33 protein-coding genes are annotated in these 26,784 nt (G+C 37.5%); 14 read left to right on the top strand and 19 right to left on the bottom strand.

Annotation, left to right across the window (positions count from 1 at the left end):
• The 3 genes from LS41612_RS05450 to mnhG are packed head-to-tail and all read left to right on the top strand — an operon-like array spanning window position 1 to window position 1,110.
• The gene (locus LS41612_RS05450; protein WP_024364869.1) at window positions 1–480 is read left to right on the top strand and encodes a Na+/H+ antiporter subunit E; all 480 of its coding nucleotides are present in this window, start codon (window positions 1–3) and stop codon (window positions 478–480) included.
• Complete coding sequence (locus LS41612_RS05445) at window positions 477–758, top strand: Na(+)/H(+) antiporter subunit F1 (protein ID WP_024364868.1); 282 nt, start codon at window positions 477–479, stop codon at window positions 756–758. The genes LS41612_RS05450 and LS41612_RS05445 overlap by 4 nt, the downstream gene beginning before the upstream one ends.
• Entirely contained in the window at window positions 742–1,110 is a 369-nt protein-coding gene (gene mnhG / locus LS41612_RS05440; protein WP_024364867.1) for a monovalent cation/H(+) antiporter subunit G, read from the top strand. The genes LS41612_RS05445 and mnhG overlap by 17 nt, the downstream gene beginning before the upstream one ends.
• A gap of 137 nt (window positions 1,111–1,247) precedes the next feature.
• Here mnhG and cysC read toward each other — a convergent pair whose 3' ends face one another.
• The 4 genes from cysC to LS41612_RS05420 are packed head-to-tail and all read right to left on the bottom strand — an operon-like array spanning window position 1,248 to window position 4,799.
• Complete coding sequence (cysC, locus tag LS41612_RS05435; protein ID WP_024364866.1) at window positions 1,248–1,841, bottom strand: adenylyl-sulfate kinase; 594 nt, start codon at window positions 1,839–1,841, stop codon at window positions 1,248–1,250.
• Window positions 1,838–2,977, bottom strand: coding sequence for a sulfate adenylyltransferase (gene sat, locus LS41612_RS05430; protein ID WP_024364865.1), 1,140 nt, complete (start codon window positions 2,975–2,977; stop codon window positions 1,838–1,840). The genes cysC and sat overlap by 4 nt, the downstream gene beginning before the upstream one ends.
• A 42-nt stretch (window positions 2,978–3,019) precedes the next feature.
• Complete coding sequence (gene cysP / locus LS41612_RS05425; RefSeq protein WP_024364864.1) at window positions 3,020–4,081, bottom strand: sulfate permease; 1,062 nt, start codon at window positions 4,079–4,081, stop codon at window positions 3,020–3,022.
• Window positions 4,082–4,097: 16 nt separating this feature from the next.
• Window positions 4,098–4,799: a phosphoadenylyl-sulfate reductase gene (locus LS41612_RS05420; protein WP_024364863.1), complete on the bottom strand. Its 702-nt coding sequence runs from the start codon at window positions 4,797–4,799 to the stop codon at window positions 4,098–4,100.
• A 521-nt stretch (window positions 4,800–5,320) separates the two neighbouring features.
• Here LS41612_RS05420 and LS41612_RS05415 point away from each other — a divergent pair.
• From LS41612_RS05415 to LS41612_RS05400, 4 genes are read left to right on the top strand one after another with little or no spacing between them, the layout of a single operon-like run.
• The gene (locus LS41612_RS05415) at window positions 5,321–6,373 is read left to right on the top strand and encodes a sulfate ABC transporter substrate-binding protein (protein WP_024364862.1); all 1,053 of its coding nucleotides are present in this window, start codon (window positions 5,321–5,323) and stop codon (window positions 6,371–6,373) included.
• A gap of 11 nt (window positions 6,374–6,384) precedes the next feature.
• On the top strand, window positions 6,385–7,218 hold the full coding sequence (gene cysT / locus LS41612_RS05410) for a sulfate ABC transporter permease subunit CysT (protein ID WP_024364861.1): 834 nt from the start codon (window positions 6,385–6,387) through the stop codon (window positions 7,216–7,218).
• A 9-nt stretch (window positions 7,219–7,227) separates the two neighbouring features.
• Window positions 7,228–8,103 carry a sulfate ABC transporter permease subunit CysW gene (gene cysW, locus LS41612_RS05405; protein ID WP_024364860.1) on the top strand — a complete coding sequence of 292 codons (876 nt, stop codon included), beginning with the start codon at window positions 7,228–7,230 and terminating at the stop codon, window positions 8,101–8,103.
• A gap of 15 nt (window positions 8,104–8,118) precedes the next feature.
• Entirely contained in the window at window positions 8,119–9,189 is a 1,071-nt protein-coding gene (locus LS41612_RS05400) for a sulfate/molybdate ABC transporter ATP-binding protein (protein ID WP_024364859.1), read from the top strand.
• Between the two features lie 256 nt (window positions 9,190–9,445).
• On the opposite strand, the gene cysI is transcribed toward LS41612_RS05400, so the two are convergent.
• The 7 genes from cysI to LS41612_RS05365 form a co-directional block, all read right to left on the bottom strand.
• A complete protein-coding gene (gene cysI / locus LS41612_RS05395) occupies window positions 9,446–11,167 on the bottom strand; it encodes an assimilatory sulfite reductase (NADPH) hemoprotein subunit (RefSeq protein ID WP_024364858.1) in 1,722 nt (573 codons plus the stop codon).
• A 16-nt stretch (window positions 11,168–11,183) separates the two neighbouring features.
• Window positions 11,184–12,968 (bottom strand): assimilatory sulfite reductase (NADPH) flavoprotein subunit, encoded by a 1,785-nt coding sequence (locus LS41612_RS05390; protein WP_024364857.1) that lies wholly within the window; start codon window positions 12,966–12,968, stop codon window positions 11,184–11,186.
• 28 nt (window positions 12,969–12,996) lie between these two features.
• Complete coding sequence (locus tag LS41612_RS05385; protein WP_227665373.1) at window positions 12,997–13,158, bottom strand: YezD family protein; 162 nt, start codon at window positions 13,156–13,158, stop codon at window positions 12,997–12,999.
• A complete protein-coding gene (locus LS41612_RS05380; protein ID WP_024364856.1) occupies window positions 13,146–13,895 on the bottom strand; it encodes a sirohydrochlorin chelatase in 750 nt (249 codons plus the stop codon). Before LS41612_RS05380 ends, LS41612_RS05385 begins: the two co-directional genes overlap by 13 nt.
• A gap of 12 nt (window positions 13,896–13,907) precedes the next feature.
• Entirely contained in the window at window positions 13,908–14,684 is a 777-nt protein-coding gene (gene cobA, locus LS41612_RS05375) for a uroporphyrinogen-III C-methyltransferase (protein ID WP_024364855.1), read from the bottom strand.
• A gap of 596 nt (window positions 14,685–15,280) precedes the next feature.
• Window positions 15,281–15,490 carry a hypothetical protein gene (locus LS41612_RS05370; RefSeq protein ID WP_024364854.1) on the bottom strand — a complete coding sequence of 70 codons (210 nt, stop codon included), beginning with the start codon at window positions 15,488–15,490 and terminating at the stop codon, window positions 15,281–15,283.
• 65 nt (window positions 15,491–15,555) lie between these two features.
• A complete protein-coding gene (locus tag LS41612_RS05365; protein WP_024364853.1) occupies window positions 15,556–17,064 on the bottom strand; it encodes a leucyl aminopeptidase in 1,509 nt (502 codons plus the stop codon).
• A 124-nt stretch (window positions 17,065–17,188) separates the two neighbouring features.
• On the opposite strand from LS41612_RS05365, the gene LS41612_RS05360 reads away from it, so the two are divergent.
• Window positions 17,189–17,671 (top strand): divergent PAP2 family protein, encoded by a 483-nt coding sequence (locus LS41612_RS05360; RefSeq protein ID WP_036205676.1) that lies wholly within the window; start codon window positions 17,189–17,191, stop codon window positions 17,669–17,671.
• A 63-nt stretch (window positions 17,672–17,734) separates the two neighbouring features.
• Here LS41612_RS05360 and LS41612_RS05355 read toward each other — a convergent pair whose 3' ends face one another.
• The 3 genes from LS41612_RS05355 to LS41612_RS05345 all read right to left on the bottom strand — a co-directional run bounded on the left by LS41612_RS05355 (window position 17,735) and on the right by LS41612_RS05345 (window position 19,295).
• Window positions 17,735–18,064: a YuiB family protein gene (locus tag LS41612_RS05355; RefSeq protein WP_024364851.1), complete on the bottom strand. Its 330-nt coding sequence runs from the start codon at window positions 18,062–18,064 to the stop codon at window positions 17,735–17,737.
• Window positions 18,065–18,204: 140 nt separating this feature from the next.
• On the bottom strand, window positions 18,205–18,702 hold the full coding sequence (locus tag LS41612_RS05350) for an NUDIX hydrolase (protein ID WP_024364850.1): 498 nt from the start codon (window positions 18,700–18,702) through the stop codon (window positions 18,205–18,207).
• Between the two features lie 134 nt (window positions 18,703–18,836).
• The gene (locus LS41612_RS05345) at window positions 18,837–19,295 is read right to left on the bottom strand and encodes a MarR family winged helix-turn-helix transcriptional regulator (RefSeq protein WP_305981546.1); all 459 of its coding nucleotides are present in this window, start codon (window positions 19,293–19,295) and stop codon (window positions 18,837–18,839) included.
• Between the two features lie 135 nt (window positions 19,296–19,430).
• Here LS41612_RS05345 and LS41612_RS05340 point away from each other — a divergent pair, with 135 nt between their 5' ends.
• Window positions 19,431–19,922 (top strand): CarD family transcriptional regulator, encoded by a 492-nt coding sequence (locus LS41612_RS05340; RefSeq protein ID WP_024364848.1) that lies wholly within the window; start codon window positions 19,431–19,433, stop codon window positions 19,920–19,922.
• Between the two features lie 272 nt (window positions 19,923–20,194).
• Entirely contained in the window at window positions 20,195–20,758 is a 564-nt protein-coding gene (locus LS41612_RS05335) for a hypothetical protein (RefSeq protein ID WP_024364847.1), read from the top strand.
• 293 nt (window positions 20,759–21,051) lie between these two features.
• Here the strand turns inward: LS41612_RS05335 and LS41612_RS05330 are convergent, their stop codons facing one another.
• Window positions 21,052–22,137 (bottom strand): SH3 domain-containing protein, encoded by a 1,086-nt coding sequence (locus LS41612_RS05330; protein ID WP_024364846.1) that lies wholly within the window; start codon window positions 22,135–22,137, stop codon window positions 21,052–21,054.
• Between the two features lie 354 nt (window positions 22,138–22,491).
• Here LS41612_RS05330 and LS41612_RS05325 point away from each other — a divergent pair, with 354 nt between their 5' ends.
• The gene (locus LS41612_RS05325; RefSeq protein ID WP_024364845.1) at window positions 22,492–22,890 is read left to right on the top strand and encodes a hypothetical protein; all 399 of its coding nucleotides are present in this window, start codon (window positions 22,492–22,494) and stop codon (window positions 22,888–22,890) included.
• A 95-nt stretch (window positions 22,891–22,985) separates the two neighbouring features.
• Window positions 22,986–23,330 (top strand): hypothetical protein, encoded by a 345-nt coding sequence (locus LS41612_RS05320; protein ID WP_024364844.1) that lies wholly within the window; start codon window positions 22,986–22,988, stop codon window positions 23,328–23,330.
• A gap of 32 nt (window positions 23,331–23,362) precedes the next feature.
• On the opposite strand, the gene LS41612_RS23670 is transcribed toward LS41612_RS05320, so the two are convergent.
• Both LS41612_RS23670 and LS41612_RS05315 read right to left on the bottom strand, forming a co-directional pair.
• Complete coding sequence (locus LS41612_RS23670; protein ID WP_255313804.1) at window positions 23,363–23,494, bottom strand: hypothetical protein; 132 nt, start codon at window positions 23,492–23,494, stop codon at window positions 23,363–23,365.
• 155 nt (window positions 23,495–23,649) lie between these two features.
• Entirely contained in the window at window positions 23,650–24,024 is a 375-nt protein-coding gene (locus tag LS41612_RS05315; RefSeq protein WP_024364843.1) for a HesB/IscA family protein, read from the bottom strand.
• A gap of 182 nt (window positions 24,025–24,206) precedes the next feature.
• On the opposite strand from LS41612_RS05315, the gene LS41612_RS05310 reads away from it, so the two are divergent.
• A complete protein-coding gene (locus LS41612_RS05310) occupies window positions 24,207–24,899 on the top strand; it encodes a DUF2225 domain-containing protein (protein WP_024364842.1) in 693 nt (230 codons plus the stop codon).
• A gap of 49 nt (window positions 24,900–24,948) precedes the next feature.
• Here the strand turns inward: LS41612_RS05310 and LS41612_RS05305 are convergent, their stop codons facing one another.
• On the bottom strand, window positions 24,949–25,185 hold the full coding sequence (locus LS41612_RS05305; protein ID WP_024364841.1) for a NifU family protein: 237 nt from the start codon (window positions 25,183–25,185) through the stop codon (window positions 24,949–24,951).
• An 84-nt stretch (window positions 25,186–25,269) separates the two neighbouring features.
• Between LS41612_RS05305 and LS41612_RS05300 the strand changes: the two genes are divergently transcribed.
• Window positions 25,270–25,605 (top strand): YuzD family protein, encoded by a 336-nt coding sequence (locus LS41612_RS05300; RefSeq protein WP_024364840.1) that lies wholly within the window; start codon window positions 25,270–25,272, stop codon window positions 25,603–25,605.
• 89 nt (window positions 25,606–25,694) lie between these two features.
• Here the strand turns inward: LS41612_RS05300 and LS41612_RS05295 are convergent, their stop codons facing one another.
• The gene (locus tag LS41612_RS05295; protein ID WP_024364839.1) at window positions 25,695–26,762 is read right to left on the bottom strand and encodes an NAD(P)/FAD-dependent oxidoreductase; all 1,068 of its coding nucleotides are present in this window, start codon (window positions 26,760–26,762) and stop codon (window positions 25,695–25,697) included.
• Between the last annotated feature and the right edge of the window lie 22 nt (window positions 26,763–26,784).

Here is a 26,784-nt window from a genome sequence, read left to right as displayed (position 1 = left end):
ATGGCATTTCAAATTATTTTAAATTTTGCTCTTGCCTTCGTTTGGATGTTCCTTTCATCTAATTACACAGCAACAGGCTTTATAGTAGGCTTCATCCTTGGTATTGTATTGCTCGTCATTATGAGAAGATTTTTCTTTACACGTCTCTATTTATTTCGAGTATGGGCAATTATTAAACTCACTGTTCTCTTTTTCAAGGAATTAATATTAGCCAATATTCAAGTATTGAAAGTTGTATTAAAGCCCAAACTGGACATGCAACCTGCCTTCTTTGCTTACCCAACTGTATTGAAAGAAGACTGGGAAATTACATTACTATCAAGTCTCATTACATTAACTCCTGGGACTGTTGTAGTGCATGTTTCAGATGATGCTAAAACATTGTTTGTCCATGCTATTGATATTAGTGATGTAGATGATGCCATTGCATCCATTCGAGACTCTTTTGAAAAAGCTATTTTGGAGGTGAGTAAATCATGATGACGTTTATTATTGCAGCGATCGTAGTGATTTGCTTATCGATGATTGCAGTGATTTACCGTATGGTGAAAGGACCCTCTGCATCAGATCGTGTCGTAGCACTTGATTCCTTAGGTGTATCACTTATTTCTTTAATCGCGTTATTTTCAGTTTTAGTGGAAACAAGCTTCTTCCTAGAAATTGTTTTATTATTAGCGATATTATCATTCATCGGTACTGTTGCTTTCTCTAAATTTATAGAGAAAGGAGATATCATTAAACGTGACAATTCTCGCTAATACATTAGTTATTTTATTTATTTCGATTGGTGTACTATTTATCGTTGTAACAGCTATTGGGCTGATTCGATTACCTGATTTGTACACACGGGCACATGCCGCATCTAAAAGTGCCACACTTGGTGTTATGTGTGTGTTGGTAGGTGTATTCTTTTATTTTTGGCTGATCGAGGATCATTTTAACCCACGTATTTTATTAGGTATTTTGTTTCTATTCATAACTGGACCTGTCGGAGGACATATTATGACTCGTTCCTCCTACATAGCAGGTGTTAAGCCATGGAAAGGAACCGTACGTGATGAACTAGGACCAGAAATTGAGAAAATGAAAAAAGAACAAGGTATCAAATAACCAAAGTTGAGACAAAAATGAAAAAGTGTTAGATTGACTACAATCAATCTAACACTTTTTTGCTATATCTTTGTCTGTTACGGTGGTTGACATTGCTCTAGGGCAAACATTGAAATTGTTTGAGTGACTGGCACGCTTTAAATATAGCCTTTATCCGTTAGAAACGATGTTAACTGCTCTACACAGTCCTCAATAGAATAGCGTTCAGTATCCAAAATAAATTCGGGATGTTCAGGTTCTTCATAAGGCGCACTAATACCTGTAAAATTAGCAATTTCCGCATTGCGCGCTTTTTTATATAGACCTTTTGGATCGCGTTGTTCACATGTTTCTACGGAGCATTTCACATACACTTCTAAAAATTCCCCCTCTTCCACTAGCTGTCGAACGACTTGACGATCTTGTCGATAAGGTGAAATAAAGGCTGTGAGTACAATTTGACCACTCTCCACAAAAAGCTTAGAAACTTCTCCGATACGTCGTATATTTTCCTTACGGCTCACTTCGTCAAAGCCTAAATCATTATTTAAGCCATGTCTTACATTATCACCATCTAATACGAACGCCTGATTACCTCGCTCAAATAATGTACGTGCAAACGCATTTGCTACGGAAGATTTTCCTGATGCCGATAATCCTGTAAACCATAAAATAAAGCTGTGATGTTTGTTTTGCGTGCGACGCTCTGTTTTCGTAATAGAAGCTTCATGCCATACGATATTAGAACTCATTTTAATACCTCCTTACGCATGCCTTTTATTAGTACATCGACAACCTCTTTACGGCTAAATGTACTTGGAGGCACTTCTCCATTACGGAGCATTTCCCGGACTTTCGTTCCTGATAAAATTACATGTGATGCACTATCATGCGGGCAAGTTTTTGTAGTTGCCATGCCTTCACATCGAGTGCAATAAAAACTATGTTCAAACTTTAAAGGCACAATCCCAAGTTCATCTTCGGTAAATTGTTCAAAGATTTTTTGCGCATCATATGTGCCATAATAGTCCCCTACACCTGCATGGTCACGTCCAACAATAAAATGGGTACAGCCGTAATTTTTCCGCACTAGTGCATGGAAAATGGCTTCCTTAGGCCCTGCATAGCGCATAGCCGCTGGGAACACACCTAATTGCACACGACTTTGAGGATAGTAATTTTCCAAAAGCACTTCATAACTCTCCATACGTATAGCGGCAGATACATCATCCGACTTCGTTTCACCGACTAATGGATTTAAAAATAAGCCATCAATTGTTTCTAATGCCGCCTTTTGAATATATTCATGCGCACGGTGAACAGGATTACGCGTTTGAAAGCCCACAATTGTTTGCCACCCTTTGTCTTTAAACAACTGCCTTGTTTCTGTTGGATCAAATGAATACGTAGGGAATATTTGCTCTAGACGTTTAATTAACGTAATTTGACCACCAACATATATCCCCTGCCGTTCATGTAACTTTTTCACTCCAGGATGGGCTAAGTCTTGTGTACCGTAAATAAGTAGTGCCTCTTTTTGCTTATCTGGTTCATATATATCCTCGATATGAATCACACCATAGACATCATTACCATAGATTAATTTTGCTTCATCACCTGGTTGTAAAGTTGCTGCTACGGCCTGATCAACAGGCAGTGTGATCGGTATACTCCAAACAATGCCAGAGGCCAACCTTGTATGTTCAACAACAGATTCATAATCTTCTTTAGTTAAGAAACCGTCGATTGGGCTATACCCTCCAATTGCGATTAATTCTAAATCACTTAACGCAATGGTATCCAAAACAATCTCCTTCTCAATATGTACTACTGATTTTTGTGGATTATAAGCTTGCACTAAAGTGCCGCCATGTGGTTGTAAACTCATTCAATATTCCCCCTATTTTTATTCAAATACTATGTTTTTTATTTAAATGCCTTCACCTGCATCGTATATTGAGCGTTCTTCTTCACGCATTGTTCGCATTAAACTAATAGCACCAAGCGTTCCGATTATAACGCTCCCCATAATGACGATGGCATATAAATCTTTCTCCATAAATAACTGAATTAGACTATAAGAAATCGCTAATGAAAAAATGGGTGATACAATCCAAATACACATGATTTTCTTTACGATATGTTTATGAAAAATTTGTTTACCGCTTTTCGCCATTCCGATACCAATAATAGAAGAGGAAGTTACTTGCGTTAATGGTACAGGTAAGCCAAACAATGAACTAATACCAACAAGCAAGGCACCTGTAGTTGAAATAAGAATGCCTTCAGCTTTTTCAAAACGCACTATCTTTTTGCCATTTGTTTCAAGTACACGTCTTCCTAGCAACAACGCCCCTAGTGCAACAAAAGCACCGCCTAGCCAAATACCCTTTGTCACCGTAATCATACCAGCACCAACAAGTGGGCCTACTGCATTGGCAACATTATTCATCCCTGCTGAAAAAGCTTCGAAAAATCCAGCAAATATGAGTAGCACTGTTAAAATTGGGTGGTTTTTCAAAAAGCTCTTCCCTTGAAATTTATACAGTACTTTGCCAACTATAAAGGCAATGACAAACGCTATAACAGGAACGATTACCCAAAAGGCCATAATCACGAGCAATGATTTGACATATAGCACGCGGTAGGCAATTCCTACACCTACGACCGCTCCGACGGTTACTTCACTCGTCGATAAGGGAATGCCTAACAAATTGGCAAGAAACAACGCACTTGTCGCAGAAATTAATATAATGATGACGATTTTTACAGTAATATACTGTTGTGGCATAATCCCTGAACTGATAGTCTTGACAACTTCACCGCCACCCAATATAGCGCCTGCCAAAACCCCTACCGCACAAATTAACAATGCGTGCCATGCTTTTTTTATAGCGCCTGCCCCATAAGCAACACCCATGGATGCTGCTGCACCACTTGCCCCAATATTCATTGCAAAAAATAAACTTATAGCTATTGCAATATATTCCAGCATGATTTAAACGCCCCTATTCATGTAACCCACATTCAGTTTTACCCGTTCCTTGCCATCTACCTGCACGTAAATCATCCAACGTAAATGCAGGTTGTGTGCAGTGTTCACAGCCAATACTCGGATAGCCTTGATCGTGTAATGGATTGTACGTTAAATTATGCTTGGAAACATAACGCCATATATCTTTCCATGACCAATGAATAAGCGGGCAAATTTTAATGGATTTAAATTTGTCATCACGATTGATAAAATTTGTCTGTTGCCGAGTTGGCGATTGTTCTCTGCGCAACCCTGAAATCCAAGCTTTTGCTCCTGATAACGCCTCATGTAACGGCTTTATTTTTCGGATGTCACAGCACTGATTAGGATTGGACTTCCATAATTCATCGCCATATTGCGCCTTTTGCTCCTCAAGTGTCAGCTTAGGCTTTTGCAGTATAATCGTTAGCTGCGGATAGTTTGCTTTTACTCGTTCAATCGTGTCATACGTTTCTTTGAAATGGACATCTGTGTCTAAAAAAACAATCGTAGCATTTGGCTTTACTTTTGAAATCAAATCAATCAACACAATTCCCTCAATACCAAAGCTACACGCATATACAATCTCATCGCCATATTGTGCATAGCTCCAGCGTAACACCTCAAGTGCACCCTTATAGGATTCATCCACTTCAAAATTAGTCGTTGGCTCCTGCCAAGTTGCATACGTTAACATAAAATCCCCCTCGAAACATTTTCGGATATAGAAAAAGGCGTTTTAACAACAGATACAATAATGCATTGTACCTTCGTTAAAACGCCTCTAGTTTGACTAGCCAGCATATATGATGATTGTAAACTAGTAATCTTTTACCTCATTCAACAATCACTTTTCTTATTACCCAATATATACTAAATTACACCTAGTAGTCAACTAGGTTTTGTAAAAATATAAACATATTTAAAGAATTTCATTTTGCACCTCTTTAAACTGTCACTATCGTTATATACAAATAATTTTATTCATAAAAAGAGTCTTTTGCTACTCGTTACTGGACTTAGGGAAAAACCTATCTAAAATTTTAAATATTTTTTCAATTCCTTGTTGACTAATAGGAAATATATGTTTAATGTGGTACTAAGCTAAAAAACAAAACATGCTGATCAGATTATCTGAAGGCCATCTCCTTAACATGTGTTGATACATGTTGAAGAGATGGTCCTTTTGCATTTTGTAAGAAAAAGGAGAGATTTTCAATGAACAAAAGAAAAACTATTTTTCAAACAATTGTACTCTTATCAGGGTTAACAATTATGTTAACAGGATGTAATAGCACGTCCAAAGATAACAATACAACTTCGCAAGACACACAAAAAACAGTTGAGTTACTAAATGTATCTTATGATCCAACACGTGAGCTTTACGATGAATTTAATCAAGACTTTATCGCGAAGTGGAAAAACGAAACAGGTCAAGAAGTAAAAATTCATCAATCACATGGTGGCTCGGGTAAACAAGGGCGTGCGGTTATTGATGGTCAAGAAGCCGATGTTGTCACATTAGCACTTGCTTACGATATTGATGAAATTGCCCAAGCTCGTAGTCTACTAAACAAAGACTGGCAAACAGAATTTGAAAATAATTCTACACCCTATACTTCTACCATTGTTTTTTTAGTAAGAAAAGGCAATCCAAAAGGGATTCAAGATTGGGATGATTTAGTAAAAGACGATGTCTCAGTCATAACGCCAAACCCAAAAACTTCAGGTGGTGCCCGTTGGAATTACTTAGCCGCATGGGGCTATGCAGCGAAGTTGTATAACAATGACGAGAAGCAAATAAAAGATTTTATGAAGGCTTTGTATCGCAATGTAGAGGTACTTGATTCTGGTGCTCGCGGCGCCACGACTACTTTTGTTGAAAGAAAAATTGGTGATGTGTTAATTGCCTGGGAAAATGAAGCTTATTTATCACTTAATGAATTAGGGAAAGATGCATTCGAAATTATTACACCTTCTTTAAGTATTTTAGCAGAGCCTCCTGTAGCAATCGTTGACAAAATTGTTGATAAAAAAGGGACGCGTAAAGTCGCAGAAGCATACCTACAACATTTATATAGTGACATCGGTCAAGAGATTGCTGCGAAAAACTACTATCGACCACGCAATGAAGATATATTAGCAAAATACCAAGCGCAATTCCCTAAGCTTGAACTTATTTCCATTGAAGACTTTGGGGGTTGGACAGAAGCTCAGACAACACATTTTAAAGATGGTGGTACATTCGATGAAATTTACGTTCCACAATAAGGAGGCATATGATGACTAGCCTAACATTTAAAAAGAAGCCGGCTCGTGTTATTCCCGGCTTCCACCTTTCACTTGGTTATACGATGCTCTACGTAAGCTTGCTTGTGCTCTTACCTTTAGCAATGATTTTCATTCAGACAATGTCGTTAAGCTGGGCAGAGTTTACCGCAATTGTCACCGACCCTCGAGCAATTGCCTCTTATAAGTTAAGCTTTGGCACTGCACTTGCTGCTGGTTTAGTAAACGTTGTGTTTGGCACCATTATCGCTTGGGTACTCGTACGCTACCACTTCCCGTTTAAACGTATTATTGACGGTCTTGTAGATTTACCATTTGCTTTACCTACGGCAGTAGCAGGTATTGCTTTAACATCGCTATATGCACCAAATGGCTGGATTGGACAGTTTTTCAATTTTAAAATCGCCTTTACACCACTCGGTATTATAATTGCTCTAACATTTATCGGTCTTCCATTTGTTGTGCGTACTGTGCAACCTGTTTTACAAAATATTAGTGTAGAAGTTGAAGAAGCCTCAGCAAGTTTAGGGGCTACACGTCTGCAAACTGTATGTAAGATTATTTTCCCTGAACTTGCACCAGCCATTTTGACTGGCTTTTCATTAGCCTTTGCACGTGCATTAGGGGAATACGGTTCAGTTGTCTTTATCGCTGGTAACATGCCGATGAAGACAGAAATTACACCGTTAATCATTATGACAAAGCTTGAACAATATGACTATGCGGGTGCCACGTCTATTGCCGCTGTTATGCTGATTACATCCTTTGTCTTATTATTTACGATTAATCTTATTCAATGGCTAGCAAATCGCCGCTTTATACATTAGGAGGTATTTATGGATCAGTCTACGATTATTGAACCTTTGGCTCCACAAACACGGATTGTAGCAGCAAAGCCCGCTGCCTTACAGGAGCCTCGCTTCTTTCGTTATGTATTAACATTTATTGCACTGGCATTTTTAGCATTTTTTATCGTTCTTCCCCTCGTATCGATTTTTATTACGGCCTTTCAAAAAGGGGCAGACGTCTACTTTGCAGCAATCGCACATCCAGATGCTTTAGCTGCTATTCAGTTGACCTTAACAGTAGTAGCCATTGCCGTTCCTTTAAATGCCATTTTCGGCATTATGGCTGCTTGGGCATTAACGAAATTCAATTACAAAGGTGAAAATTTATTATTAACAGTAATTGACTTACCTTTTGCTGTATCGCCCGTTATTGCAGGCTTAGTATTTATCTTGCTATTTGGTGCACAAGGACTATTTGGAGATTGGCTATTTGCTAATGATATTAAAATTGTTTTTGCCTTACCTGGCATTGTGCTTGCGACTATATTTGTAACATTGCCTTTTGTTGCACGTGAGCTTGTCCCGTTAATGCAAGCACAAGGGAACGCTGAAGAAGAGGCTTCGATTTCTCTTGGTGCAAATGGCTTTAAAACCTTTTGGTATGTAACATTACCCAATATTAAATGGGGATTATTTTATGGTTTGATTTTATGTAATGCACGTGCCATTGGTGAGTTTGGGGCAGTTTCTGTCGTCTCGGGTCATATTCGAGGCATGACGAATACTATGCCGCTTCATATCGAAATTTTATACAATGAATACCAATTTTCAGCAGCTTTTGCTGTTGCTTCATTGATGAGTGTGTTAGCGATTATTACGCTAGTTATAAAAGATATTGTTGCATGGAAATCGAAATCAATTTAAAGGAGGTATTCTTGCGTGAGCATTCAAATTCAAAATGTTTCTAAGAAATTTGGTTCTTTTCAAGCTTTACAAGATGTATCCATCGATATTCAATCTGGTGAATTGGTAGCACTACTTGGCCCTTCTGGTTCTGGTAAAACGTCTTTACTGCGCGTGATTGCAGGGCTTGAAGCATCGGATGTCGGCGAAATCTTATTTGACGGCCAAACGATTACTAATCGTCACCCGAAGGAACGAAACGTAGGCTTTGTCTTTCAACACTATGCGCTCTTTCGCCATATGACGGTCTTCGATAATGTTGCCTATGGATTGAAAGTACGACCACGTAAAACAAGACCATCCAAAGCAGAAATAACCGATAAAGTAATGACCCTACTGCGACTTGTTAAACTAGACAATTTTTCGGATCGCTATCCAACACAGCTATCTGGTGGGCAACGTCAACGGGTTGCACTTGCACGTGCACTTGCTGTGGAACCTAAAGTCCTTTTACTAGATGAACCATTTGGAGCACTTGATGCAAAAGTGCGTAAGGAATTACGGCGTTGGTTGCGGAAGTTACATGATGATTTTCATATTACAAGTATTTTTGTTACGCATGACCAAGAAGAAGCACTCGATGTCGCAGATCGTATCGTCGTGATGAACAACGGTAAAATTGAGCAAATTGGAAGTCCAGATGAAGTGTACACCCATCCTAAAAGTCCATTTGTTTATGATTTTTTAGGTAATGTTAACCTCTTTAAAGGGCGTTTACATAACGGTAAGTTGACACATGGAGAATTTGCCATTGATGTGCCAGATACGCATGCCCATACACAAGAAGATGCAGTAGGCTATGTGCGACCACACGATATACAAATTGAAAAAACAGCGGTGGCTGGCACTGTCCCCGCTCATATCAGCCATATTCATTTGCTTGGGCCGATTGTCCAAATTGAACTCCGTCGTTGTGACATGGATGAATTTTTAGAAGCAGAACTGACAAAAGAACAATTTTTAAGTCTTCATCTTAACGTAGGTGACAATGTATTTGTGCGACCAAAGCAATTAAAAGTATTTATCCCAGAAGATTATTCTATTTAAAAAGCTCGGACAAAAAAGAAAAGTGTTAGATTGACTACCTTCAATCTAACACTTTTTGCTATGTCGTTCATATCCGTTATGGCAGAAGTTCTTACCGCCAAAGTGTTTGCAAGGGCACACGTAAGCCGCAACACTCGCTGTCGCGGGCCTGTTGCGGCTTACATCTTGCGCTATTTCACAGGAGCCTTCGTGAATATTTAGCAATAGAATTCAGAATTGTTTGCGTGCCAGGCACCCTCCTTTAGGCACCCTCCTTTTACTCCTTATGAAATTCTCGACCATCAAAGACGGCTGTTACATAACCTGCACGAATTACAAAATCCCCGAAATGCTCGCCCTCTAAACGATCTTTTGCATAGTGCAGCAAAATTGGACGTAGTTCGGCTAAAATTTCTTCTTCCCCAATATTTTCGCGATAAATTTTATTTAAACGATTACCTGTAAAGCTTGCGCCAAGATACATGTTATATTTTCCTGGACCTTTGCCGATAAAGCCGATTTCACCCATTGCAGCGCGTGAGCACCCATTTGGGCAACCCGACATACGAATAACAATTTCCGTATCATGTAAACCCGCTTCATCGATAATCGTATCAATTTTCGTAATGAGTGAAGGCAAATAACGTTCTGCCTCTGCCATTGCTAAACCGCAAGTAGGCAACGACACACAAGCAATGGAATTTCGGCGCAGCGCTGAATAGTGGGCCCCGTCTGTTAACTTATACTGCTCAATAAGCGCAGCAATGATTTCCTTTTGCTGTTGCGATACATTGCCAATCATTAAGTTTTGATTTGGTGTTAACCGGAAATCTCCGGTATGCACTTTGGCAATTTCTCGTAAACCTGTTAACAGCTCATAATCCTCAAAATCTTTAATGCGCCCATTTTGAATAAATAACGTATAATGCCATTTACCATTTGCACCTTTAATCCATCCAAATTCATCGCCCGTTCGGTCAAATGTAAATGGACGCTCCGCTTGTATTTCCCACCCTAGCCGACGATGTAATTCTGCTTTAAACCAGTCGAGTCCACGTGCATCAATTGTATATTTAAAACGGGCATTTTTACGAATTGAACGATTACCATAATCACGTTGTATCGTAATAATTTTCTCTGCCGTCTCAAGTAATTTATCAGGTGTTATAAAGCCAATCATACGCGCAAGCTGTGGATACGTTTCATGATCACCATGTGTCATCCCCATACCACCACCAACTGCTACGTTAAAACCTACAAGCTCATCATCTTCAACGATTGCAATAAAGCCAATATCTTGTGAGTAAACATCGACATCATTGCTCGGTGGAATCGCAATACCAATTTTAAATTTACGAGGCAAATATTGTGCACCGTAAATTGGCTCGATTTCTTCTTCTTGGCTATCCACTACTTTTTCGCCATCTAGCCATAACTCGTGATAGGCACGTGTTCTTGGCAATAAATGCTCACTTAACTTTGCTGACCAATTGTAAATTTCCTCGTGTAATGCTGATTGATTGGGATTGACATTACACATTACATTACGGTTGACATCCCCACATGCAGCAAGAGAATCTAAAAGTACTTCATTTATTTCTTGCATATATTTTTTGACATTCCATTTTAAAATCCCGTGCACTTGGAATGCCTGACGTGTTGTTAATTTTAATGATCCATTGCCATATTTTCTTGCCATCTCATCCATAACAAGCCACTGTGCAGGTGTTGCCGCACCACCAGGTGTACGTACACGCACCATAAACTGATACGCGGGCTCTAATTTTTGACGTTGCCGTTCATTTCTTAAATCTCGATCATCCTGTAAATAACTGCCATGAAATTTCATTAAGCGATTATCATCTTCAGGAATACCTGAACTTAAAGGTTCGTTCATTGTTCTTTCTAATGTTCCACGCAAGTAATTACTATCGCTTTTAATACGCTCAACATCGCTTGGTGTTCCAGGTTGTGGGGGTAAAATAATTTTTCCAGTCATTTATCTCGCTCCTTTACTAATAAACATCACGTTGGTAGCGCTTCTGCTGTTTCAAATCATTGATATACGCTTTCGCTTCCTCAGGCGTTTTATGCCCTTGCTGCTCAATAATGCGACAGATTGTTTGATCAACATCAGCAGCCATCGATTTTTCATCACCACAAACGTAAATAACAGCCCCTTGCTCAAGCCATTCATAAAATACTTGTGCCTTTTCGTGAATTTTATGTTGGACGTATACTTTTTTATCTGTATCACGTGAGAAAGCAACATCCATTTGAGCTAATGTGCCTGAAGCAAGCCAACGCTGCCAATCTGTTTGATAAAGGAAATCGGTGACAAAATGTTGATCGCCAAAAATCAGCCAAGAATCCCCTGTTATTCCTAATTCCTCTCGCTGCTCTAAAAAAGCACGATACGGCGCAACACCTGTGCCCGCACCAATCATAATAATTGGTGTATCTGCTTGTTCTGGCAATCTAAAGTTTGGATTTTTATGGACATAAATCGGTAATGTATCGCCCACTTGAATTCGCTCTGCAATACTGCCCGAACACACGCCCAAACGCTTTCGACCATTCGTTTCATAACTCACTTTAGCAATTGTTAAATGGACTTCATCACTATTGGCCAATTGGCTACTAGCAATGGAATACAATCTCGCTGGAATTTTACGAAGAAGGGCTACAAACTGTTGTGCATCCCAAGTAAAAGGAGCAAAATCTTCAACGACATCAAGTAAATCTCTTCCTCTTGCGTAATCCTTCCATGCTGTAGCACTTTCACATAGCTCTGCCAATGCTTTATGCACCGTAAAAGCACTTATTTTTTGTAAAAGAGGCTTCGACAACACTGTAATTTCTAATTTTTTTTGGAGCGCCTCTTTTAATTGCATAGATTCCTCAAACACCGTTACTTCTGTTTGGGGATGAAACTGTAAGGCTGTGATTAATGCATCTACTAAAGATTCATCATTTTCTGGCAAAATACCAATGCTATCTCCAGGCTCAAAATGTAAATTTGCACCTTCAATGGACAACTCAATATGACGTGTTTCCTTATTCGAGCCACGCCCATTTAAATTGATATTTTCCAGTACTTCGGCATAATACGGATGTTTGCGAGAATATGTAGCTTCTTCTTCTAATAATGGCGTTGCATGCGAGACAATCGCTGTATCGCTTTGCTGTAATAATGCCTGTTGAACAGCTGTAAACCATTCGGCTGCTGGTTCATCGTAATCAACATCACAGTCTCTACGTGGAACGATACGTTTCGCGCCTAACTTTTCAAATTGTGCGTCAAAATCCTGCCCAGTTTTACAGAAGAATTCATATGAGCTATCTCCTAATGCCAAGACAGAAAAGTGCAGATGTTCTAATTTAGGCGCACGCTTACTGTGCAAAAATTCATAGAATTGAATTGCTTGGTCGGGTGGTTCCCCTTCACCATGCGTACTCACTACGAGCAAAAGATTCGTTATTTTCTTCAAATTATTTGGCTTAAACTTTGCTAAAGATGTGACAGTCACCTCAATATCATTTGCTTTTAACGCAGCTGCAAATTTTTCAGCGAGTCCTTGGCTATTTCCAGTTTGTGAGCCATATAATAGCGTCACCGTTTTCGTCTCGGGTACTACCGACAATACTGCTTCTTCTACAACGGTATCTACTGTTGTTAGTGGAGCACTTAAGTAACCATTCAACCATATTTTTTGTTCTCTAGTTAATTTAGGTAGAAGTTCATTTAATAGCTTCACCTGTTCCTCATTAAAAGGACTGTTAATTACTTGCAGTTTCAACTAAGCCACCTCACGTATCATTATTAAATTATCTAAGACGTATTTTTTCTTTCTTTTCAATTTGTACAACGTAAAAGTTTTGAACAGTTAATGTAATCGAGCCATGGTTAACTGTATTTAAAATTTGTCGGACATTATCTAATGCTAGATTTATATTTTCTTTTCTTTTATCTACCATTACGAAAAACACCCTTCCTCCAAATAATTTCGTTTTATTAAGTCCATAATACGTTCCACTAATACTTTTCTTACATTATCGTCATAGCCCAAGCTATTACATAAAATCATGTTATTTACCTCATATCCTTGTAAACGTTTGGCTATACTTTGACGTAAAATGCCTGTAAACAATAAATACGGCACAATAAATACCTGCTCATTGTCTTGTTTTCTTTGTGCTAACCATTCCTCCAAATTAGGACCCGCTCCGTATAAAAAGCACGTATCGACCTTTCCATAACCATATTTATCGCGTAATCTTAATGCGATTTTTGTTAAATCCTCTCTTACTGCTGGATCACTACTGCCACGTCCAATCAGTAATACACTTGCATTGTTAAAATGGAGCTGTGTTTCTAAAATTCGTTTTTGAAGTGTATCAATTAATAGTTCATGTACGCCGAGTGGTTCACCGTATGTAAAATGTACTGTTGGATATTGCTTTCTTGCTTTGTCAATTTCCTTGGGAATATCATGCTTGGCATGCTGAGCGGCTAACAACAAAATTGGCATAATCGCAATGTCCGTTGCTCCTTGGCGGAAGCAGTTTTCTATACCTTGTGCAATCGTCGGCTCGGCTAGTTCCAAAAAACAAATTTCTTGTATTGGTAATGCAATGTCCTGTTGCACACGTTGTAGAAATGCAACTGCTTGCTCTACACCAGCTTTCACACGACTGCCATGTGCTACATATAAAATCGCTTGCATCAAAACACTTCCTTATACTGACATCTCTTTAAAAGGCATTTGTGGACAAACTTCCTCAAACCATTGGATTTTTTCCCTTAATGTCACCACCTTACCAATTACAATCATGCTCGGATTTTGAATTTCTTCTTGTTGTACGACATCCACAATAGTTGCCAATGTACCTAGCACCGTTTTTTGTTGTGCACACGTTCCCCAATGAATAAGTGCGACAGGCGTTTGCGCATCACGTCCATATTGCAGTAACTGCTGTTGAATATAAGGCAAATTGCCAACGCCCATATAAATCGCAAGGGTATCGATTCCTTTAGCAAGACTTTCCCATTGAATACCATCATCTTTTCCTTCTCGCATATGCCCTGTGACCATTGCAAAGCTTGAACTCAAATCTCGATGTGTAACAGGAATTCCCGCATAGGCGGGTGCAGCTATACCAGATGTAATACCAGGTACGACCTCAAATGGTATATGGTGTTGTGCAAGTACTTCAGCTTCCTCCGCACCTCTACCAAAAACGAAAGGGTCACCTCCTTTTAACCTTGTGACAATAAAACCTTGTTGTGCATAGCTTACAAGCGAATGATTAATATGATCTTGAATCATGGCATGCCGATTTGGTAACTTACCGCAAAATATTAACTTGGCACCCTTTTTCGCATAGGCTAATAAATCCTTATTGACCAGTCTGTCATATAAAATGACATCCGCTTGTTCAATGCAGCGCAATCCACGCACGGTAATCAAATCAACATCTCCAGGACCCGCTCCTACTATGAACACTTTCCCCATGTCGTTGCACTCCTTTCATTCGATAAAAAAAGAGACTCATACTATCCATAGACACAGTCCTGCCTTTGGATAATAAGAGCCTCTAGTTTGCTAGTCAGCTTTTATTTTTAATTCTTAGTAATATAATAAGAATAATAAATAATTTAGTATATTCTGTCAACAGTTGTTTTATTCATTTTAAAAGTTAAACGACGAAACCAATCATTTTAAATTTACAATACGAAAAAAATGAGACTGGACATAACTTAAAAAATTGAGGAAAGGTGTTCATAAATTTTTGCTATACGGAGAACTTAGCTATTTTTACTTTTGCAATAAATAAAAATTTAGAAGGGTTCACTAGTTGTTGGTAGGAAGGGGTGACTCCTGCTCAGAACGCACACAACGTAAGACGCTGGCATTCCTCGCGTTAGGGAGGGTTACGGCTTACTGTGCTGAGTGAAAAGCACCGCGCCGAAGCGGACAACAACGGCGCAGCAAAAAAGGTGTTAGATTGATTGCCATCAATCTAACACCTTTTCTCCTTTGTCCCAGCCTCACCTTTTTTACTTTTTAATGAGCCCATTGTTAAACTTCTGGCACTCGTTTAATTCACATTAATATGGTCTACGATACCTCGGGTATGGTCTACCTGGCGGGTAAAATGGACCTGGTGGGTATGGACGATAATTTGGATAATTAGGATAGTTTGGATATTGGTTAAATTGTGATCCAAGTAGACCGCCTAAAAATCCTCCAAAAAATGGTGCACCAATTGGCCAAAAGAAGCCACCGAAGCCTCCTGGATATCCTCCGAAATTCCGCATATGCTACCTCCCTTTTTCTCTATCGTATGAAGGGAGGTACATATACCGCAAGTCCTTTGCCTACTCTATTTCTCTTCACCTAAACGTTGCACAAAGTTTGCTAATGTTCGCACCATGACACCTGTACCGCCTTTTGGTCCTAAATCATGTGCAGAGACTGCATCCGATGTACCTGCAATATCTAAATGAATCCATGGTAAATCCCCAACAAACTCACCTACGAAGCCACCTCCGAAAATCATATGGCCATCGCGACCAGGAGAGTTGTTTAAATCGGCAATATCTGATTTCCGAATTCGCTTTTTATCACTTTCTGTTAACGGCATACGCCATACAAACTCATCTGTCTCTTGTGCTGCCTCCATAAAACTCGCATAGAATGCATCGTTATTAGAAAGCGCACCCGTTTTATCTAAACCAAGAGCTGTAATAACACCACCAGTTAAAGTGGCAACGTCGATTAGCGCAGTTGCACCTTGTTGTTTAGCATATGTAGTAGCATCTGCCAGTACTAAACGACCTTCAGCATCAGTGTTTAAAATTTCAACCGTTTTACCGCTATACGTTGTAATCACATCATCAGGTTTAAAGGCTGTATCCGAAACCATATTGTCCGTAGAACCAATAACGGCTACAACGTTTTTATTAGGGCGTAATTCACCAATAATTTTCATAGCGCCAAGCACAGCTGCTGCACCACCCATATCACCCTTCATTCCAACCATTGAATCTTTAGGTTTTAGAGAATAGCCCCCTGTATCATACGTTACACCTTTACCAACAAGCCCAATCGGATCAGTGAAATCTTCTGTTGCTTTATACTTTAAAGTGATAAGGCGAGGTTCCTCATATGAGCCTTGATTTACACTTAAAATACCACCCATTCCCAGTTCCTCTAGTTGGGCTTTATCTAAAATTTCCACTTCAAAATCATAGTCCATCGCAAGGGACTGTGCATAATTTGCTAAGTCTGTCGCTGTTAATAAATTTGGTGGAAGATTAATTAAGCTACGTGCTTCATTTACGGCATCTGCATAAATAATTCCGACCTCGAAGCTCGCTACAACATTATCTAAATCTTCAGCAGTAGTCACGAAATGTACAGCTTCCATGCGCTTATCTACTTCATTTGAAGTTGTTTTATAGTGCGGAATTGTATAATAACCTAGCGTTGTGCCCTCACCTGCTAAAAATGCAACATCATCTACCGTTATTGTTTCTGTTGTAAATGACTCTAGCCAAATCGAATACTCTTTCACTTTTAAAGCATTTAGCTCTTTGCCGACTAAACCAAAGGCTGCACGTAAATCACCTTCCGTTAAGTTTTTACGTTCATCTAAGCCAACAAACAAAATTCGTTTTAGATGGGCATGCTCCTTCATAAATGGCAATTTCGTAATGGCTTTTAGTTCAGTCGAAACATCACCTGCACTAAGCCACCCATTCAGAGATTCTCCGTAAAAAGTCGAAAAACTTGCCCAATCTTGCATTTGTTCACGATGTTTTGTGACCCCCACCACTAATACTTCTGTAGAAATCGTTTCAAATGTTTTTGCTTCTTTAACAATATGCATAAATATTCCTCCATTCAATATTTCTATTATACCTAACTTTCAGAAATGCACGTAATATTTAGCTATTTCTTCTTTTAGAAAATAATGAATGTTATAATAAAGGCAATTACAAGTGAAGGTTGTGATGAATATGTCGATACTTCAAAATACTCCTCTACTCGTCGCCCTCTTTTCCGTTCTTTTTGCACAGTTTGTAAAAATCCCCATTCATTTTTTAATGACCAAACAATTAAAATGGGGACTGTTCACATCCACTGGAGGAATGCCTAGCTCACACTCCGCTTCTGTTACAGGGTTAACAACGTCCATCGCTTATGAAACAGGCTTAGATTCTCCCATTTTTGCCATAGCGGCTATGTTTTCTTTTATTGTCATGTATGATGCAAGTGGTGTTCGATACCAGGCAGGGCAACATGCTGTAGTCTTAAATCAGTTGCGCAAGGATTTTCAAACATTGTTACGTGATATAAAGGATTGGCCACAAATGGATGGGCAAGAAAAAATGGAAGAATTAAAAACCTTGCTTGGGCATAAGCGAAGTGAGGTATTTTTCGGAGCATTGACTGGCATTTTTATCGCCATCATAGCCTATCAATTTATTCAATAAAAAAAGAGTTGGTTCACATCCTCGAACCAGCTCCTTTCATAATTACATTGTCTCTTGTTAAGACTAAAACATTCGATATCCACTTTTACGTAAATAAATCATTACAATTCCTGCTACAATCGCTCCTGCAAAGCCGCCAGATAAAATAGCAATATCTACTGTTTGAAGTGCTTGCAATTTCTCCAACAGCGCAGGGAAAGCTGAACCAGGTTTAAAAATATAATCTAAAAAGCTTACTTCATCGACAATAAAAACAACAACAATTGGATATACAATTGCCATTAACCATGTCATTCGCAGTAACATATTCAATAAGAATCCGATACCAAAAAACATGACGAAAAATAACACAATTGAAATGATTAACTGTACTAATGAAACTGAACCACCCATGTATGTATAACCTCCGTTTTCCTCTCATTAGTTTACATGATTATGAGAGTGCTTTCAATGAACATATCCTTCATTTCGCATGTTCGTCATATTTTAGTAAATCGTCAACTTTCAGTAAATGTAGCTAGCTGTTCCTTGCATTATTTTTTAAAAAACAAACGGTAAGAAGTGTAACCGAATACCTCTCCTGGATTGATACCTTCAATGGCATCTAATTGATGCTGTTCAAACTGATTAGAAACCATTTCCTTTAACATGACCGATGTCATTTCATCCTGTGCCAATTCCCATGGATATAACCATTTTGCCTCTAACAATTCATTTTCTTGAATACAAAGCTGTTGTCGCTCGTCTTTCATCTTACAATAAAAAATAGCCATATTATCACTAACTTCACCGTGAATAACACCTGTACGGAAGCCTATTAAGCCCGAAACATAGCAATCTAAACCTGTTTCTTCTTTTAATTCCCGAACAATCGCTTCATCCACTGTTTCACCTGCATTCACAAAACCTGCTGGTAATGACCAGCGCCCCTTTAAACCACTATAAGCCTTTTTGACAACAAGCCATTGTCCAAGCTCATTGACAGTGCAACCAGCAACTCCTAACCAAACTTTGCCTCGATCTTTTTTCATATCCATTCACCTCTATGTCCATATTATAGCGTTAAGCTTTCTATAGTTAGAAGTTTTAATTATAGAAAAAAGACGATATCTTTGCAGTCAGAAGCTTTAAACTCAAGCACACGCATCCTGCGCAAAAGAAATATTCAGAATTGTTTCGGTGACTGGCACTCCATCCAATTAAGTTGTAAGATGTTTTTTAATTTTGCTACTTGCTCTTCTCCGATAGTACGAACCAATTGCTGTTCAATTTCTGCTTTATTCCGTTCATTTTGCTCATAGCACAGTTCACCGAAGTTCGTCATCCGTATTACTTTGTGCTTTTTACTATTCTCAGCGTTGCTCACTTCCACCAAACCTTTAGCTGCTAAACTTTTAATAAATTTATGAGTGGCTTGGCGAGAAAAATCCACAACTTTTGTTACTTCTGAAATAGTCGGTTGGTTTTTATAAATTGTGCTTAAAATATGCCATTCTGAGTTGGATATATGGACTGTATTATGTTTATTCCATTTCTCTTCAGCAAGTCGGCGAAGTATTTCATGACGTTCGCTCAACAAATCAATGACATCTCGATTTTGCAATTCGTCCTTCAACTCGTTCACCTTCATTCCCTAATTTTCGTAATTACTATACAAAAAAACGAAGTCATCGTCAACTAAGTTGACAAAAGTTCTTTTATTGTTTACAATTAATTTAGTCAACTAAGTTGACAATAATGTTTGATGGAGGGATTATACATGTATAATGTTGGCGATGTAGTCATTTATTCATCACATGGACTTTGTTCAGTTGAAGATATTTGTGAACAAACCTTTAGCGACATTACTAAAACTTACTACGTTTTACAACCACTAAACGATTCAAAATTAACGATACGTACTCCTATTGATAATGCAAAAAAACAGCTTAGAGATGTTATTCAAAAAGAAGAAGCCATTCGAATTTTACAATCCTTCACGTCTCCTGGTGTGGAATGGATTGAACAAAACACACATCGTATGAGATTTCACGTAGAAATTATTAAAACCGGCGATCGACAAAAGCAAGCTAACCTCTTAAATACACTGCTACGCAAAAAGATTGAATATGAAGCGAACGAAAAAAAATTCCCAAATCAAGAAGAAAAATTATTGCACTCTTTACAAGAAATTATATTTTCGGAATTCTCCATTGCACTCGATAAACCTTCAGAAGAAATTTATGATTATGTAGTAGCGAAACTTAGCTAACCATCTTTTACCTGTACATAAAGAAGCCGCAAATATCTCTATCTAAAGATATATCGCAGCTTCTTTCTTATTGTACGAATATCCCCTTTCACCAAAATCAAAGTAAACTTATCTACAACACCATGCTCACCCTATGCCCCTAAATATTTACATAACCATTTATTTATTATTACTTTTATATGTTATTATTTGTAATAGATATGTTTTAGTTAACAAATAAGCAACAATACTAAAATTATTTATCATAAATAAAATCGGGAGTAGGGCAATTAATGGGGTTCTTTAATAGATTTTTTAAAAAAGTTGAAGAGGTTAATAAAGCAGAAGCTGATATTTCTGAACTTGAGTCTGCGTTTACTCTAGCGTCACCATTAGATGAGGCAAATGACTTTTGGAAGGAAATTGCACAAAATATTATCGTAAACGCAGTGAAGGCGACTGACAACACAGTAGAACGTGCCTTTATTTTAATAGATATGGGTCAACAGCCATCTTTCCATATTTTTTACCAAATTGATGGGCATCTATTGAAGTGGTATGAGCTTGAAAATCCTACTATTATAGAAAAAATTCAAAATGAGTTACTACCTCAAGCTTCTAACGTTTCTAAAGCAGTAAATGATCAATTTATTCAAGTGAACCATCCTAAAATTTCTTTTGCTGAACTGCAATTTGAATGGGCAACAGGAGCTTGGTTTTCTCATATTATCTGGGAAGATAATGACGATATCAATCTCAAAGCAGAAGAAATTTCAAGTCAATGGTTCAATACTTTGAGTGAGGAAATAAAAAATAAACCATTAGATAGTGATGCTAAACTTTCATGGTATCCTTAACATCTTAATAGGATAGTCTATTTTTCAAAGAAATACTTTTGTGAAGGCTTGTGCGTTTGAACGACTTTTCAGCACAAGTCTTTTTATTCTGCTTTCTCAATCGCTATTGGAGGTTTACATTACAACAATGTGAGGTTTTTTTATAAATACCCCCGATTACTAACACTGAATATTCATTCTCCATTGCAATTTTCACCTTCTTTAAAACCATACAAAAAAGCCTTTTAAATTCATTATGCTTTTGCAAGCACCAACTTAAAAGGCTTTAATCTATATTACTAATTATATGAATTTTATTTACGATAATATATTAATTTTGCCGTTGTATAAAGATAGTTATCGTGCACTGTTAGCAATGCCTTGTAACCACTCTTTTCCCAAGTAGTATATAGACTATTATATTTTTCATATGTGAACTGATAGTCATTACCAAATTCTGCAACACCCTTTCTATGCAGAATATCATGTAAAACAGACATTTCATCCCATGTATGATAACTATTTTGATCTGGATAGAAATCATAGCTAATATACTCTAATTGTCCACCTATAAAAATGTATGTTAACTCTGCAAAATAGCCATATTTTTTCGTCTCATAAATTAAATAAGTTTCTCTATCGTCTTGAATTTTTTGAATAAACGTTGATTTTTCATTTCTCTCTACATCACGAATAGACAATTTAAAGTTAATATTATTGAAAGGTACAACAGGTTTCTTTGTCGATAAAAATGAATCGACTACATACCCTTTAACATTCCCAGCAGTTACATAAGACCACCCTACTAATGTAGAATGTACCGTTACTTGTGTACCATTGCTTAATGAACCTACTGAAGCTCCAGATTGACTGGCAATATTGCGAACAACAACCCCACTACTTGTATTTACATACTTAGTCGATGTTTTAGTCTTTCCCATAAAATCGGATTTAACATAGCCTATCACATTACCATATTGCACATAGGACCATCCATTCCCTACTGAACCATAATCTTCAACGACCATATTGTACTTCAATGTCGCTAATGTGGCTGCCGATAGTGATGGCGTAGATTTTACAACAAGACCACTTTTAGAATTTGCAATTTTTATTGTTGAAGGTGGAACGCTTAAAAATGAAGTATTAACGTAGCCCTTAACATCACCAGCTTGAATGTGAGACCAACCATTAGAAGTAGAAAACTCTATTACAAATTGGTTCTTATCTAGATTACCAACCGAATTGGCTGTATCACTCGGCGACTCTCTAACAATTAAGCTGGAGCCACTCACAACTTTCACTGTTCGGTAGTCTGCTGCTTCGGCTACTTGGTGCTGAAAAGTAAATAACATGATGAGTACAAAGGCTGCAACAAACCATTTCTTAAGTATATTCAATCAAATGACCTCCTTTTAATCTTCACTATTCTACCATTTTTACTATTGACTGTATATGTTTCCATAATAAATTTTACCTATTTTTAAAGCTAAATATAAATGAATAAACAAGAAATGCAATCCGCTTTCATTGCTTCGATTCGACTGTGCACAACCTCGATATACTTTTTAAATGAACATCAAGGCGTTCTAGAAAATACCTTAGTCATTCTATGTTTATATCTTTACTCATTTTTATCAATTCAATAAGGTAAGATATTATGTTTAAATTGAAACTTTCGCCAATATATATCGTTAAACTTAGTATTGATATTTTTTCAAAATATGTAATTTATTTATAAAGGAGGAGTATAAGTGTTAAAAAAAGCTATGCTTTCAGGAATTGTTTTTAGTTCAATTTTGTTAGTTGGCTGCAATAAAGAGGAAATTATAGATATTACGGAAAACAAGGAAAATGATGCAAATGTAATGTCAGAATCAAAAGAATTAAATTTAATTTCAGAATTTAAAACAGAAATAATGGCATCTATTACAGAACAAACGGAATTGGATAGTGAGTCAATAGAAGGAATAATGGTAAGTGGTAGTCCCGTTAAAGGAATTATTGATATATCAATAAGCTTTCCAAAGAATACAAAAGTTGATGATAAGATGATTAAACAAATAATTAAAGATTCTATAAAGAAAGTATCTGAAACAGAAAACATCACAATTAGCGAAGAAAATATAACAATAAAAATTGAGAAACTCTAACGGAGAAGTTCTAAGTTGCTTTATAAAATTGTGTAAGGAAACATGATAAAGAAATATGTTATTGGTTCAAACTACATTCAAATGGAGGTTTTTATATGAAAGGAAAATTAGTCTTCACTATTGGTTTAACAGGCGTTTTAGCATTGACAATTGGTTTTGCAAAAGACAATATAGGATCAGCTAAAGAACAAACAGATATTACTACGGTTATAACAAAAGAAGAACAAAAAATGGTAGAAAATATGTCCGCTAAAGAAGGATTTGTACCGCAAGAAAATGGAACAGGTTTCTTTTTTATTAAAGGGGAGCCAACTGAAAAAAAGGATGTTACAGCTGTAATTACAGCACATGAACAAAACACTATAGAAAAAATGTCCATTGAAGAAGGATTTATACCACAAGAAAATGGAACAGGTTTCTTTTTTATAAAAGAAAAATAAGATTGGGTTCCTGTTATTAAGAAGGAACACTCTTACGCAGTTACTATAATAAGAATAGGAAGCCCCTCTGCATTTTTAGCAGAATCCATAAGGTCAATTGATTGTTCAAAGTTTTTGGATATTCTTTCTACATTGTGTTTGTTTACTCTTTTTAAACCATACAAAAAAGCCTCCTCAATTTGTGATGCTTTCCGCAACAGACAAATCAAAAAGGCTTGGTATTCACAGCCCTAATGACGCTAATTTAGGGTTGTGTTTACTTATAATCGGGAATGTATAGACTTATACAACCCTTCTTCAACATTTATATCACGTTTAATTATTCACAAACTTCAGGCGTACCTTCACGTTTTGCTGCTTTAAAGCTTGTGCCGCAGCCGCAAGATGCGATGGCATTTGGGTTGTCGATGGTGAAGCCACCACCCATTAACGATTGTTTATAGTCAATTTTTGTTCCCATTAAAATAGGCGCATCTTCGCGGGAAACAAGAATCGTTAAACCATGTTGTACATCTTCAAAATCGTCTTCTTTTTTCTCTTTATCGAAATGCATGCCATACGATAGACCACTACATCCGCCACCATTAACAGCTACGCGTAAAAAAGAACCTTGCTCCTCATTATGCTCCATCATTTCATTAATATGAAATGCAGCCGCTTCAGTCACGTCTATTACTTGTTTTAAACTTGTCATCCCAATCACCTTCCTTCTTACTTATCATATCAATTTTGACTATTGTATGACAAACATTCAGCTTGAAGTAGATTATTAGCAAAATTCCCGATATTTTCACTTAATTAGTATTTTTTATTCATGTGTTAAATGCATCTATTGGTATAATAGTTATAATTACATCGATGAAAGAGGTATATATTATGGAGATTTCACCGTATTATGAAAAAAAAATTCAATGTCTTAATTGTAAAAAAGAATTTCCAACATTAAAAGTACGCTCTAAATTCATAAAAGTGGATCATACGGAAACCGATTTTCAGCCGATTTATGCTGACGATGTCAATGCTCTTTACTACAATGTTTTTGTTTGTGAGCATTGTGGCTTCTCCTTTACAGAGGACTTTACAAAATATTTTGCGCCTGGCGTACAAGATGAGATAAAGACACAAATTACAGAAAAATGGGTTCACCATGATTTTAAAGGTGAACGTACGGTCTTCCAAGCAATTCAAGCCTATAAATTAGCATTTTTATGCGCTACGATTAAAAAAGAAAAATTCGTTGCTACTGCTGGTCTAACTTTACGTCTTGCGTGGTTATATCGTTCATTAAAAAATGAAGGTCAAGAGCAGCGTTTTATGAAAATGTCCCGAGATCTTTATATGGATTCCTATTCAAATGAGGATTACAGCGCAACTCAAATGTCTGATGTACGCATTATGTATATGATTGCCGAGCTATCACGACGTATCGGTGATATCGAAAATGCGACACGCTTCTTTTCTAAGGTTATTGAGAAACAAAGTATTGGTGGCGAAGCAAAAATTATCGATATGGCAAAGGAACAATGGACACTGATTCGCGAAGAAAAAGAAAAATCTCGACAAGCGTAAATTAAAAAAGTTCTAGCCAAAATTAGCTAGAACTTTTTGTACGTAAATGTTAGAAAACTTGTTCTACTTCAATAATCCCTGGTACTTCTTCTAATAAAGCACGTTCAATACCTGCTTTTAATGTAATCGTAGAACTAGGGCAACTACCACATGCACCTAATAAACGTAATTTTACAACGCCATCTTCTACATCTACTAATTCACAGTCTCCACCGTCACGTAATAAGAATGGACGTAATTTATCTAATACTTCTTGAACTTGGTCGTTAATTGTTGCTTCTGCCATTTGTCTCGACTCCTTTCCTTATAATGATTATAATGTTAGCAACAGAAAAAATCCAATATAGAATCACAAGGGAGAATAAATACTATGGATCAAACAAAACCAATTATCGAAATTTATGGCACTGCGGTCATCTGTGCTAGCTGTGTCAATGCACCATCTTCTAAGGATACATATGAGTGGTTGCAAGCCGCTATTGATCGTAAATATCCAGACCAAGCTTATGCTATTCGTTATGTCGATATTGAAGGTCCAATTGAGAATGAACGTGATTTAGATTATGCTAGACGTATTCAAGAAGATGAATTTTTCTATCCACTCGTGCTCATCAATGATGAAGTAGTAGGAGAAGGGTATGTCCAATTAAAGCCGGTCTTTAATGCACTTGAAAATCTTGGCTTTACACCAGACGAAACCGTTTAATAATACATGAAAGGGATTGTTCACAAGTTTACCTTTGAGCAATCCCTTTTATTATTTACTAGTATGCTCAAAAGAATATGAGCAACGCATTAATCATTTTGATATTTGTACATCCATAGTAATCCAGATTTCATTAAACGTGCAATACGACCAGTAACAGTTGTATCTGCTAAGTAAGCAAAGCCTTGTTTTTTACCTAATGATCCCATGAAACCTTTTAGTTTAATATCAGGCATTTTTTCTGGTAAACGCTCACCTTTCCAACGCATACGTAATACTTTTACGATATGCTCCGCCTGCTCCTCCGCTAATTGTGCACTAGGAGAAAAGTCAGAAGAAGCGCAGTCACCAACAACATAGACGTGCTCATCATCCAACACATTAAAGTATTGCGTGACAATCGGACGACCTTGACGATCTTTTTCAACATCCATTTCACGCACAAGTTTAACAGGCTGCACACCTGCAGTCCAAACTACTGCATCTAGTGGTATTTCCTCTTCATGGTTAAAAATTTTCCCTGGTTCTACTTTTGTAATATTAGAATTTGCAATAACATCTACATTATGTTTCGTAAACCAATCTTTCACATATTTACTAAGCTTCTCTGGGAAGTCTTTTAAAATACGTGAACCTCGGTCAAACAATTTTACTTTTAAATCAGCACGGCTTTCTCGTAGCTCACTCGCCAACTCAATACCGCTTAAACCAGCACCAACAATGCCGACAGTTGAGCCTGCTGGTAAACCACATAACGCTTGGAATGTTGCACGTGATTTTGCCATCGTCTGAATGCTGTATGTGTACTCTTCTGCACCTGGTACACCATGGTATTTGTCCTCACAGCCTAGACCAATAACTAAATCATCATATTCAATACGTTGCCCATCCTCTAGAATGACTACTTTTTCAGCACGGTTAATCCCAACGGCTTCACCATACACAGCCGTTAAACGCTCGTGCTCTGGGAAACTTACACGAATTTCTTTATCTGTTGAAGTCCCTGCTGCTAATGCATAAAATTCTGTTTTTAAACTATGGAAAGGCGCTCTATCTACTAACACGATTTCCGTGTCCAAAGGTAAGTTGTTTGGTAAAAGTCGAAGCATGACACGCATATTGCCGTAGCCGCCACCTAAAAGTACTAATTTCCCCATAATAGTCTCCTTTAATGTATCT

It is taken from the genome of Lysinibacillus sphaericus (assembly GCF_002982115.1).
In the GTDB taxonomy this organism is placed as follows: Bacteria; Bacillota; Bacilli; order Bacillales_A; family Planococcaceae; genus Lysinibacillus; species Lysinibacillus sphaericus.
This window is presented reverse-complemented; position numbering and strand designations above follow the sequence as displayed.